Source organism: uncultured Legionella sp. (assembly GCF_937871865.1).
Classification (GTDB): domain Bacteria; phylum Pseudomonadota; class Gammaproteobacteria; order Legionellales; family Legionellaceae; genus Legionella.
On the sequence record NZ_CALMPD010000073.1, the window covers coordinates 1 to 12,797 of the forward strand.

The following is a 12,797-nucleotide window of genomic DNA, read 5'->3' on the forward strand; positions in this document are numbered from 1 at the left end:
TTCTCAATTCTTAATGAACCTGCCCCGAAGGCGTGCTGCGTATTCTACTGATTTCGACATCAGTGTCAAACACTTTTTGCATTTATTTCGCATCTTTTTTAATTTGTTGTTTATAGCAATCCATTTCGATCTTCTATAGACCATGTTGAGTATAATTGAGCCTTGGTTATGCTTGTTTTCCTTTTTAATATGGAGATATCCGATGTTTCGAGTTTTACCTTTATTACTTATGATGTGTGTTGTTACAGAACTTTTTGCCAATCCTAACATACATCGTCATCGCATCTCTCCATTAACTGATGCCATAAGAACCGGTATCGATACTAATGGAGCTATTTTATATTTATGTCAGGCAAAACTATTTAATAGTGTGCAACCAGGGAAAACCTGGGCTGGTTATGATCGCTGCAATGTACCTTATGGCGGTAAAGAATATGTCGTAGATCAATTTACAATCCCTAACCAACATAGATTAGGGCGATTTAATTGGGTGCGTGATGCTCGAGGAGCAATACAAATTGGTAGAGATACTAATGGAAATCCGTTATTTGTGTGTCAGGCTGATTTTCATGGCGGCATCCAACCAGGAAAAACTTGGCCAGGCTATAATCATTGTAATATTTCATACGCTGGTCGCGAAATTATTACCGATAATTACAAAGTAATGAGTAGACATCAGGGGCTTATCGTTGGTTCAAAAATCCCGAACACAATGCACCATAATAAGATGCATTCGCACTATTAAGTTTATATTCCTTCCATCCGTTGATAAGTAATGAACGTCATATCATATTGGTTCTTCTCATCACGCTGTCGAAATTCACTATTTCGGCAGCTCCATTCTAGTTCACTAATCATAGGAAAAAATACATCGGCCTTAAATTCGTGATGGATTTTGGTAATATACATACGATCTGCATTATCCATTGCTTGAGAAAATAAATTCGCCCCCCCAATAATCATCACTTCATCTTCTTGTGTAGTCAGGGATAGTGCTTCATCTAATGAACCAACACATGTTACTCCTGGAATCGCAATAGATGAATGACTTAATACTATATTTAATCTTCCGGGCAGGGGTCTTCCAATGGATGCAAAAGTCTTGCGTCCCATAATAATGGGTTTGCCCATGGTTATATTTTTAAAATGTTGTAAATCAGCTGGTAAATGACACAGCAATTGATTATCAACTCCCAATCCACCGGCTTCATCTATTGCTGCAATTAAACTGATTATCGTCATTGCTGATTCCTTATCTTCGCCATATCCATTGCCATCTTAACAGCAGCAAGCAAACTACCTGGATCAGCACTGTTTTTTCCAGCCAGCTCCAATGCCGTCCCATGATCTACAGAAGTCCGTATAATAGGTAATCCAAGGGTAACATTGACTGATTCGCCAAATCCTGCAAATTTTAGTACAGGCAAGCCCTGATCATGGTACATGGCAACATAAGCATCGCAGTCGGACTTATCATTATTAGTAAACATGGTATCTGCTGGCAAAGGTCCCTGAACATCAATGCCCATATTTTTTAATTCATTTAAGGCGGGACTTATTACTTCAATTTCCTCTCGCCCCAAATAACCAGACTCTCCTGCATGAGGATTTAAACCAGCCACTTTAATTTTTGGATTCTTAATCCCGAAATCATTTACCAACGATCGATGTAATTGGTTGATCACACGAATAATAAGGGGTTGAGTAATGCTATCAGGAACTCTACTTAGTGGCAGATGCGTTGTGACCAAAGCTACTTTCATCTGCTGACAAGCGAGCATCATTACCACATGTTCAATATGAAAAAAATCTGCAAAAAACTCGGTGTGACCGGTGAATGGGATGCCGCCGGCATTGATGTTCGCTTTATGAACCGGAGCTGTCACTAATCCTGAAAAATCTCCATTCTGACAAAGGGTTGCTCCAAGAGTTAACAACTCAATGACGTATGCTGCATTTTCTGGATTTAATTGACCACTAATAACAGAACCGGTACAAGGAACAGAAAGAACAGTTAAACAGCCTGCCGTTGTCCTTAAGGGTGTTTCCGAATCGTATTCAAGGAAAGTAATGTTTTGATTTAATTCTTTTGCTCTGGATTCCAGAACCAATCGATCGCCCAAGACGACTACGGGCAAATCACAACCAGCAAGAGTCAGGCACAAATCAGGGCCTATTCCTGCTGGTTCACCGCTGCTGATAAGCAGTGGCTTCATGCCAAATCCTTGTCCACTATATTAACATAAGCTTCTGTTCGTAAATGTTGCTGCCAATTTTGAACTGCTTCTGCAAATTTACGTTGTTGCAAGAACTGTCGTACCTGTTGTTTTTTAAATGCCTCGGTATCATCTTTCTGCTTACGCGCGATGACCTCAATTAAATGCCAACCAAACTGACTTTTTACTGGTTGACTTACTTTATGCAAAGGCAAACTATTCATGGTTTTTTCAAATTCTGGCACAAGTTCACCAGGACCAACCCATCCTAAATCGCCACCTTTGACCGCACTGGCAGCATCCAGAGAATATTGTTTCGCCATTAATGCAAAATCTTTCCCCGCTTTTAGTTGTTGGTATATGTTTTTCACCTGCTTTAGCGAATCGGAAGGCAGCATGCTTGCATCAGGCTTAAGCAGAATATGGCGCACATGAGTCTGAGTTACTATATGTTGTTGATTCATACCACCGATTGCCACTAACTTAATTAATTGAAAACCATTCCCTGTACGCAAAGGACCAACAACCTGACCTACTTTCATTTTCACGACTTCTTTGGCAAAAATTTCTGGCAGCTCTGCCAAATGCCGCTCTCCTAAATCGCCGCCTTCTAAAGCCAGTTCACCGCTCGACTCCTCGATTGCCAAACGGCTAAAATCTTCACCTTTTCTAATTTTAGCTAATAAGTTATTTGCATTCGCTTTAGCACTTTTTAATTCTTCCGTAGTGGGTTCTTCGTTTAACGGGATGACAATATTTTGCAGGTGAAACGTTGCAGAAGAGTTATCAACTGTGCTTGCTGTTTTTAAATATTGCTCAACCTGCTCATTAGTCACTTGTACGTCTTTACCTACGGCCTTTTGTTGTACACGACTGAGGACCATTTCTTTGCGAATATTACGTCGGTATTGCTGCCAGGTCATTCCCTGCTTGGTGATTTCTTCTCTTAGCTGGGACAAGGTTAAATTATTCATCGCAGCGACTCGTTCAATCGCTTCATTAAGTTCTGCACTATCGACTGTAACTCCATTTTGTTTTGCAAGCTGCATTTGTAAATCAACATCAATTAAATGCTGCAATACCTGCTTGCGCAGTACTGAATCTTTAGGCATTTGTACTTTCTGAGCAATAATTTGCTTTTTAGATAACTCAACCTGTGCATCAAGCTCACTTGAAGTAATCACTCCATTATTTACAATTGCTACTACTTTATCTAACAGCTGTTTGCTCTCAGCAACATTTATTCCTGACAACAAAACGCACATCAATGCTATTTTTTTAAACATGCCAAATCCTCATTTACTCTTTGCTGCGCAATTTAGGTTATTCTTAATCAAAACACAAGCACATTTGGTTAATTTATACTCTAATTTAGCGGCGGAATGGATCATTATACCCCGGAATATAAGTACTCAGTATATTATAAGGATCACTATTTGCCACAGTTCCCAAACCTTTTAATAATAATTGTACATAAACATTGTTATTATATTGAGGCTGGAAATCATTGTTCAAGTTTTTGAATGTACGTCCGCCCAAAACTCTGACTGCCCAACAACAATTATCATATTGAACCCCAAGCAATGACATCATACTGTAGTTTTTGCTAATGTTTTGGCTGTATGCCCCCACACTGCTCCATCGCTCGGTTAATGGCCAGGAAAAAGCGGCTATAGCTTGATTCAGTGCATTATTTGCTGGCCTATTATCTCTTACTGCAGTGACATCGCCATTTACCAAATAACTATACCCGGCACTTATAATAGCATTAGGCCTTGGCTGATAATGAAAATTTAAATCCGCATTATCAGTAGCTTTGGTCGCAGGATCCCAAATGTAATCACCAGAAACAGACCAAGACGAATTAAAACGGTAAACAGCACGAGAAGCAACAGGTGAAGTTCCATATGTTGAAGACAGTTCACCAAATACATAAGGATTATCAACACAGTAGCCGGTGGCATTCTGACATAATTGAACTCGTCTATCGGCAAAATATTTAATTTGTCCTATAGTGAAATTAGCTTTTTCTCCACCAGTACTTTCAGACAACCATCGAGTCGTCACGGCGTAGCTCAATTGATTCGCATCTCCAATACGATCAAACCCAGAGAAACGGTTGGTTCGAAATAATTGATCTGCATTAAAGATCATAATTCCAGAGTCATAAACCGGAATAGGTGTTTGGTTTTGATAAGGAACACGCAAATAAAATAACCGTGGCTCCAAAGTCTGGGTATACGAATTACCCATCATTTGAAAATCACGATCAAAGAACAAACCGCTGTCCACACTATAACGAGGGATAGTCCGATTAAAATCTTTATTAGGTAATCCGAAATGATTGTGTAAGCCAGTACTATTATAATTCTGAACATCATAATAGTTCTCAACAACCTGTACCGAAGGAGTAATATAGCCCCACGGCTTTATAAAAGGTACGGTTAGAACTGGATTGAAATGAAATCGAGGCCCCTGGGGCATTGTGACAGGAACCAAACCCCAATGATCAGAAGGCCAATTAAACTGATCGTATTGAGCAAGAATATTTAAATTGGCGTTAAAGGGCAAATCATAATACCTCCCGTTTGCCATTAACTGCGGCAATCGTTCATAAACAGGTGATAAATAAATTTCATTTACTGGCTGCAGTGTTTGATAACTCTGCCCCATCCCTCTGAAAGTCCAATTATCTGTTGTATAAGTTAAATCTGCCTGACGCAACAATTGCCGTTGAGTGATTATAGCTAAATTAGAACTGAAATCTTGAAAATAATAATCATCAGAAACTTGCTGCACATTTACATTCAGCAGCAGGTTCGATGTAAAGTAAGTAGTATCCAAAAATCCGAACGACCAGCGATTCCTAGAATTACCTCGAAGCCGAGGGTATTCATATTCATTATTCTTTAAAAAATTACCGTAGGCCTTGTCGTCAGGGAGAAGAGTTCCTTCTAATTTACCAATACTGTTTCCGGTTAAATAACGAAACTCACCTCCTGCCATGACTCCTCGTTTTGAATAGACATGAGGTACTATGGTCATATCGTAGTTTGGCGCAATATTCCAATAATAAGGCACACCAAAATCATATCCTCCTACATTGGAATGTCCAACCAGAGGCATTAAAAAACCCGATTTACGTTCTCTGCTCGTAGGAAAACTTAGATAGGGGGAATAAAGCACAGGCCAATCGTGTATTCTTAACGTTGCATTTCGAGCAACTCCTTTCGCCTTTGCATTATCCAAAGTGATTGAATCTGCTCGGATATCCCAAGCTCTATCCTGAGGAGCACAAGTAGTATAAGTCGCTTTACGTAATAAATAATCCTGATTAGCAAATCGCTGAATAAAACTCGCCCGCCCCCATGCCGGCAGCTCTGCACTGCGTTTATTCGTATTAAAGCGATATAGAACATCTTCGGTGAAACCGGATTTATCCTGAGGATTGATTACCGCCTTGCGAGCAATCATTAATTTATCTGGTTCCAGATAACGAACATCCCCAAGAAATTCAATTTTGGTAACTTCATTGCTCTTAGGGTCTCTATAGAGATAGGCAGTTTGAGCATTAACCACTCTCAGATCTTGGCGTACCTCCACATTACCTGAAAGCGTTGAGCGCTTATCACGATAAAATGAGACACTATCCGCCAGAATACGTACTTCATCTAGGCTTGATAAAGGTGTTACCGTAATGGGTTGATAAGAACCGCGACAAATAGGGGTACTTCTATCGTCTTGCCACCCAAGACATTGAGCAAATTTGGCTCGAATAGCATCAGTCAAATCAACATCTCTGGCAATGACGCAAGCCTGTACAGGCTCAGAAATCAAAGAAGCGGAATGAGCCAGGGTATGATAAATTATAAGCATAACCAAGCCACCAGCCATTGCGGCACTCATCAGGAACCACTTGGCAGAATTAAAAATTCGCATCATTTTTCCAGATGATGAGACTTCAATCCAATCGCTTAGCTCTTGCAAAAAGCGAATGGATGGAAAAAATTTGGTAAGCTTCTTATAAAACTTGATGTTCACCGCTAACAAAATGCCTTATTATGCACCCAATGCTCCTCGTTCATTTACGAGAAGACCTAGAGCTGTTTACATTTTGGCTCAAACTAGCGAAATGTAGTCAGATCCTAGTTGCAAGCCAAAAATAAAGATGGGAAGTATAGCATGCATGAAAGAGAAAACGCACTGAAAGAGTGGCTGGATCACATTATTCCACAGAAAGACTACAGTATACTGCCTCTCGCAGGGGATGCCAGCTTTAGAAGGTATTTTCGTATTCAATACAATGGATTAACTAATGTCGTTATGGATGCGCCTCCTGACAAAGAAGCTCTGGAGCCATTTATCCACATCGCACAAACCCTTGCAAAAGAAGGTGTAAACACTCCAGAAGTACTTGCCATTAATTTAAAGCAAGGCTTTTTATTATTAAGCGATTTTGGTGATCAACTATTATTGGGCGCCCTGAAAGAAGATAGCGCTAACGCTTACTATCATGAGGCAATTAACACCTTATTAAAAATTCAAAACTGTCCTATTAACGATCAGCAATTACCTGCGTTTGATAAAACATTCATGCTAAAGGAAATGGAACTGTGCCCAGAGTGGTTTTTTAAAAGATACCTGAAACTCACTTTAACTGATGATGAACTGTCTCTGGTACAACAAACTATGGCTTGGATCGCCAAAGAAGTTTCCTTCCAACCTTTAACTTTTATTCATCGTGACTATCATTCTCGCAATTTAATGTTAATTAACAGTGCCAAAGAGTCAACTCTAGGCGTAATTGATTTTCAGGATGCAATGAGTGGCCCCATTACCTATGATCTGGTTTCTCTGCTGAAGGATTGCTATATTTGTTGGCCGCGAGACAATGTAATCGAATGGGTAAATTATTTCCACACACATCATGCCATTGCTAAAAACCATTATACCCAGCCCGAATTAATGCGCGCATTTGATCTGTGCGGCTTGCAAAGGCACTTAAAGGTTTTAGGTATTTTTTGCCGTTTGTATTTAAGAGATGGTAAATCAGGTTATCTGAATAATTTACCTCTGACCTTACGCTACGTCCTTGAATGCACTGAAACTTACGAAGAACTTCGTCCGTTCTTTCATTTCCTTCAAAAACGGGTGTATTTACCATGAAAGTAGCCATGATTCTGGCAGCCGGCCGCGGCGAACGCTTAAAACCCCTGACCGATCAGCTCCCCAAAGCATTATGTAGGGTAAAGGGTAAACCATTAATAGAACACCATGTAATCAATCTGGCAAAAGCAGGATTTGAGACTCTGATAATTAACCATGCCTATCTAGGAGGGCAGATCAGACAGTTTCTGGGCAATGGCCAACGCTATGGAGTACACATTCATTATTCACCAGAACCACCAGGAGGACTTGAAACAGGAGGAGGGATCGTTAAAGCCCTACCGTTGTTAGGGGATGAGCCATTCTTAACCGTCAATGCAGATATTTATACCGATTATGATTTTTCTCAGTTTGAATTGAAATTAATAGACTCAGTACACCTCGTCCTCATTAATAAAAATCCTGCACTGAATCATCACGGTGATTTTAGTTTAATTAACCAGAAGCAATTAAGTAATGCAAATCCGAAATACACCTTTGCAGGAATTGCCGGATATCATCCTCAAGTATTTGAACAGTGCAGACAAGGTCGATACTCAGTAGCTCCACTAATCAGAGATTTGACGAGCAAGAACAGAGCAACAGGAAGCCTATATCAGGGAACATGGTTTGATATAGGCTCAATAGAACGGTTGAACGCAGCGAATAGCTAACCGCCAGAAGACATCCCAGTATGAGGTGCTTCTGGTTCCATTTCGACTGCCTCTTCTTGTTTTGCCGAAGGAGCAGTTGCTCTGGCTTCCGCAGCCTTGGCGACTGCTTCTTGTCCTGCTTCCAACTGTTCGACAGGATATTCATGCACTCGAACAGTAACAGCAACCCCTTTGTCTTCCATAAACGTCTCACATCCAACGTCAGGGTCCTTGATAAGTACTCTTAGATGATCTGAATCAGCATTAGCGTCTTTTCCACTGGCATTGAGTTTCACATCACCATCCTTATCTGCCAGAAAGATTCTACTGCCTTTACTTACATGATCTTGTTTGGCAAACCAAGAGTTTAATAAGGTATCTAATGCTGCGGTTTCCTTCGCAGAAAGAGGACCATTGTCATCACTGTAGCCTCTTAGCATCGCACCAGAAGGACCGAAAGCAACATCAACGATCACATTTCCATTGACAACTCCTTCTAGTTTTTTCGCAGCCTCAGTAGCCAGATTCTCCTGCATGTTCTGGAAATCGGATAAATAGTTTTGTTCGCCTTTCCAGGGTTGAGTACTGGACGTTAATTTATGACGAACGAAATCAGCAAACTCCTTCACTTTATCTAAAATGTCCTGACATTCAGGAAGCATCTTGGCTTTTCTTAGCTGCTCCTCAAATCGACGGGCAAAATACTCTGCACCTTCTATCGAAGATCCTGCTACTTTCATACACAATAAAAGAACTTCTTTAGATGGTAGTGGTGTTTTATCCATAATTTAATCTCTCTAAAAACAGTTATATCTACTTTTGAATGAATATACTCTTGCTGTCTCGCCATCACTTAATTTTGCGCAAAATATTTAAATAAAGTTCTGTGATAATTCAACGTTTGAGATGCACTGGCATAAAATAACGTTCATGATTTAGCTTTATTATAGCAAACCAGCTCCATTTTAGAGGCAGCTGGTTTTTTAATTGATGTTAAAAGAGTGTAAAATTTACTTAAAAGGAGTTTTAATGGTATCTGTAACTGAATTAAATGTTTTCTTTTTCATAGAGTCAAAAGTGAACTCATCGACCAGGATAGCATCCCACCGAGCATCTTCAACAGCAAGAATATCATTCATATCCTGCTGAGTTAATTCAGCTTTATCCACTTTTTCCTGTAACTTTTCCTTCAATTTATTAAATTTGAATCGCTTTAAATCCCCTGTCTTTTTAACAAGCTCTTCTGTTTGAAGAATAAGCTGAAGAGCATGTTCCATTCTATCGACGGGCTGAGTGGGATCACCACTTAAGAAAATCTGTTTTTTCATGCGATCACGATAATAATTGTTCTCGGTCATTAAACGCGCTAATTTTTGATCCAATTTGTCCGTTGGGTAACGCATCGTTTGCCCAAAAGGAAATGCAAGCAAACGAGCGACCAAGCCTAAAAATTTAGATGGGAAATTATGGCATAAAGCAATCATTGATTTTTGTGCATGATAAAAACAATAAGTAACCGCCCATTGAGCATGTAATTGTTCGTCAGGGTGAGATTGGTTTAGTTGTACGTTACGTAAAACAGCCATAGCCATATAGAGGTAAGACATTCCATCGGCTAAACGAGCAGATACCCGCTCCCTTCTTTTTAAATCGCCACCAAGATAGATTAAAGACAAGTCAGCAAGCCAGGCAAAGGCATGACTTAAACGAGCCAAACGTTTATATTCTTTCTTCATCGAATTATCAGGTACTGCAATAAAAATGCCACCAGTCCATGCGGAGCATACTGTTTTGGCCAAATTCTGCATGAAATAATGAATGTGTTTCCAGATTATCTCCCCAAAAGCTTTTTTATTGTCTGCAGCAACAGCATAAAATTCGTCACGAATGTATGGGTGACACGCCATTGAACCCTGCCCAAAAATCAACAGATTTCTTGACATAATATTGGCCCCTTCAACCGTAATCGATACAGGCACCCCTTGATAAAAGCCAGTCAGATAATTACGAGGACCGACTACAACAGCCCTTCCTCCGTGCACATCCATTGCAGCATTCACCACAACACGCGCTAACTCGGTATTAAAATATTTGGTAATTGCGGAAGCTACAGAGGGCTTCTTATGTTCATTTACTGCAGCAACGGTTAATAAACGAGTTGAATTAATCAAATAGTTTAAGCCTGCGATTTCCGCCAGTTTTTCTGCAACCCCTTCAAACTGAGCAATTTCCACATTGAATTGCCGGCGAATCCGAGCAAAGGCACCCGATGTGACATAAGAAACAGACGAAGAACCAGCACCTAATGCAGGTAATGATATGGAACGTCCGATAGACAAGCATTCTACTAACATTTGCCAGCCAGAACCCGCTTTTTTCTGCCCGCCAATAATGGAAGTAATGGGTACAAAAATATTCTTACCTCGTATCGTACCATTCATAAACGGCTGATCAGCCGGTAAGTGTCGATTACCAATCTCAAGGTGTTCTGTATCTCTGGGGATCAATAAACAAGAGATTCCCTCTTCGCCCTCACCGTTTAAGAGGCCATCAGGATCTTTTAAATTCACCGCAAGGCCAATTAAGGTAGCTATAGGGGCCAAAGTAATCCAACGCTTATCCAGCGTGATATTCAGTCCCAATACAGATTTACCCTCAATTGTCTTTTGTACCACTATTGCATCAGACTGAATAGACGTTGCATCACTACCAGCACCTGGTTCAGTCAAGGCAAAACAGGGAATATCGATGCCCTTGGCAAGACGTGGTAAATAATAGGCTTTTTGCTCATCAGTACCATAATAGTTGATTAGCTCACCTGGGCCTAAAGAATTGGGTACCATAACCGAAACAGCAGCAACGCCTGAGCGAGATGCCAGTTTCATAACGACATCTGAGTGGGCTCGCGCTGAAAATCCTTTCCCACCAAATTCTTTGGGGATCACTAATCCCAAAAACCCATTGTCTTTGATGTAATTCCAGACTTTAACAGGTAAGTCACGTTCCTGGCTGATTTCCCAATCATCCAGCATGGCACATAAAATTTGAGTTTCATTATCGAGAAAAGATTGTTCTTCAGCGGAAAGTTCTGTAACCACATTAGCTAATCGCTCCCAATCGGGTGTTCCCGTAAAGATATCTTGCTCTAGCCAAGTATCTCCGGCATTGAGAGCTTCCTCTTCAGTTTTGGATAACTTAGGAACAGATTTACCCGCTGTTTTATATAAATAATCTGCAATAAAAGCACGTACAGGCTCTACTTGAACAACAATCATGGCAAGAATAATAACTGCCCATACCAAAATACCGATTACCCAAGGGAACCCTAGCCCAAAAGTAGCAGCGATTAAATAAACAACGCTGCCAATTTCCCAGATTAATGGATTAGCAGCCCTGTAGAGCACAATCAGGGTAAATGCGAGATAAATCAAAAAGAGTACAATTGCCATAAAGTATACCTTCCTTTGCCTTTGGTTATTGCAGGATTGATTACTAGTATATACTCTTTGCACTTCATTTTGCGAGTATCATATTATTAGTATAAAACAAATAAACAGGAATGTTTAAGTTGCAAAAACCCCCTTCTTCGACTAGCGTCAATGTATATACATAGGTGAGTACAGTATGAGCCAACGACTTGTTTGGAATTTTGAATTTTCGACTACGAATACAATCCAATTGGCCCGTCTTGTAACAGAAGAGCAAGATGAAATAAAATGGGAGCGGCGATTTTTTTGGTCAGAAGAGGACATTATCAGCTTATCTAACATCGATAACTCATTACTGGATTTGGCCAATTATCAGCAAAAACATAAAGAGGATATTTATTTTATCCTCCCCAATTACGATTACAACATCAAGCTCCGACGTAATGAGCTCCTCTATAAGCCAATAATAAACCAAACATCCGCGACTATTGGATTTGGCCATAAAATCAATCTGGAAAAGATACACAGTCAGAATCCTATAGCGAATGCAGAACGCCTCCGTTTAGAAGATATTGCCAGACAAGCACGCCATGAGGGAATTGAAGTTTTTGTTAAGAAGGAATCTTTTGTTTATAAATTTCCCACCACTCCCAATATCAAACTCGAGTTAGCACGATTGGAAGTAAAAAATAAAATCTATTTTAGTGCGTGTGTGGAAGGTAAATCGCTTTATCTCGTAGAATTTCTAAGCGATAACTTGCTGGGCAAGCAGGTTTCCTGCGAATATGTTACATTCCTGAAAAAAATTCTAAAAATATGATCAATACCCTATTGAATATTATTTACAGCTTTGGAAAAATTGGCCTGATCTCTTTAGGTGGAGGCAACTCCATGCTTAAATTGTTGGAGTATGAGGCAGTAAATTACCGCCATTGGGTAGAAAATGAAGAGTTTATCAGCATGGTAGGAACAAGCTTCTTATTTCCTGGTTTAACGGCAGTAAAATTATCCGCATTGATAGGTTACAAGGCGGGGGGTATTCCAGGACTATTCCTAGCAGTTATCTGCCTTAATTTGCCAGGTTTGATAATGGCAATACTGGGGTATCATTGGTTAACCTCTCATAATGGCCCAACGACTCGGAAAATAATGATCTCCGTTCAGTATGGCGCCTTGGCACTTTTGGCCGCAGCAACTTTTTCTGTTGCACAAGGTGTTGTGGAAATGCATTTTTCTGTCCCTATTGCCTTGTTATGTGTGTTATTTTTTATTGCATTAGCTGTCTGGAATTTATCACCTTTTTATGGTTTCCTTGGATTTATCGCTGTTTGTTTTTTCTTGGTACGTTAACACAG

11 protein-coding genes are annotated in these 12,797 nt (G+C 40.1%); 5 read left to right on the plus strand and 6 right to left on the minus strand.

Going from position 1 to position 12,797, the window contains the following annotated elements; translation table 11 throughout:
* Window positions 1-202: 202 nt before the first annotated feature.
* Window positions 203-745: a DUF3421 domain-containing protein gene (locus Q0495_RS04130; RefSeq protein WP_298623414.1), complete on the plus strand. Its 543-nt coding sequence runs from the start codon at window positions 203-205 to the stop codon at window positions 743-745.
* Between the two features lie 2 nt (window positions 746-747).
* Here Q0495_RS04130 and Q0495_RS04135 read toward each other — a convergent pair whose 3' ends face one another.
* The 4 genes from Q0495_RS04135 to Q0495_RS04150 form a co-directional block, all read right to left on the minus strand.
* Entirely contained in the window at window positions 748-1,242 is a 495-nt protein-coding gene (locus tag Q0495_RS04135; protein ID WP_298623416.1) for a dihydrofolate reductase, read from the minus strand.
* On the minus strand, window positions 1,239-2,216 hold the full coding sequence (pdxA, locus tag Q0495_RS04140) for a 4-hydroxythreonine-4-phosphate dehydrogenase PdxA (RefSeq protein ID WP_298623418.1): 978 nt from the start codon (window positions 2,214-2,216) through the stop codon (window positions 1,239-1,241). The genes Q0495_RS04135 and pdxA overlap by 4 nt, the downstream gene beginning before the upstream one ends.
* Entirely contained in the window at window positions 2,213-3,502 is a 1,290-nt protein-coding gene (locus Q0495_RS04145) for a peptidylprolyl isomerase (protein ID WP_298623420.1), read from the minus strand. The genes pdxA and Q0495_RS04145 overlap by 4 nt, the downstream gene beginning before the upstream one ends.
* Window positions 3,503-3,587: 85 nt before the next feature.
* Window positions 3,588-6,122, minus strand: coding sequence for an LPS-assembly protein LptD (locus Q0495_RS04150; protein WP_298623434.1), 2,535 nt, complete (start codon window positions 6,120-6,122; stop codon window positions 3,588-3,590).
* Window positions 6,123-6,398: 276 nt separating this feature from the next.
* Here Q0495_RS04150 and Q0495_RS04155 point away from each other — a divergent pair, with 276 nt between their 5' ends.
* Together Q0495_RS04155 and murU are read left to right on the plus strand one after the other, a co-directional pair.
* Window positions 6,399-7,382 carry a phosphotransferase gene (locus tag Q0495_RS04155; protein ID WP_298623422.1) on the plus strand — a complete coding sequence of 328 codons (984 nt, stop codon included), beginning with the start codon at window positions 6,399-6,401 and terminating at the stop codon, window positions 7,380-7,382.
* Window positions 7,379-8,035: an N-acetylmuramate alpha-1-phosphate uridylyltransferase MurU gene (gene murU, locus Q0495_RS04160; protein WP_298623424.1), complete on the plus strand. Its 657-nt coding sequence runs from the start codon at window positions 7,379-7,381 to the stop codon at window positions 8,033-8,035. Before Q0495_RS04155 ends, murU begins: the two co-directional genes overlap by 4 nt.
* Here the strand turns inward: murU and Q0495_RS04165 are convergent.
* Together Q0495_RS04165 and Q0495_RS04170 are read right to left on the minus strand one after the other, a co-directional pair.
* Window positions 8,032-8,799: a hypothetical protein gene (locus Q0495_RS04165; protein WP_298623426.1), complete on the minus strand. Its 768-nt coding sequence runs from the start codon at window positions 8,797-8,799 to the stop codon at window positions 8,032-8,034. The genes murU and Q0495_RS04165 overlap by 4 nt on opposite strands.
* A 225-nt stretch (window positions 8,800-9,024) precedes the next feature.
* Complete coding sequence (locus Q0495_RS04170; RefSeq protein ID WP_298623428.1) at window positions 9,025-11,463, minus strand: acyl-CoA dehydrogenase; 2,439 nt, start codon at window positions 11,461-11,463, stop codon at window positions 9,025-9,027.
* A gap of 175 nt (window positions 11,464-11,638) precedes the next feature.
* Here Q0495_RS04170 and Q0495_RS04175 point away from each other — a divergent pair, with 175 nt between their 5' ends.
* A complete protein-coding gene (locus Q0495_RS04175; RefSeq protein WP_298623430.1) occupies window positions 11,639-12,262 on the plus strand; it encodes a hypothetical protein in 624 nt (207 codons plus the stop codon).
* Window positions 12,259-12,792: a chromate transporter gene (locus Q0495_RS04180; protein ID WP_298623432.1), complete on the plus strand. Its 534-nt coding sequence runs from the start codon at window positions 12,259-12,261 to the stop codon at window positions 12,790-12,792. The genes Q0495_RS04175 and Q0495_RS04180 overlap by 4 nt, the downstream gene beginning before the upstream one ends.
* The last annotated feature ends 5 nt before the right edge of the window (window positions 12,793-12,797 follow it).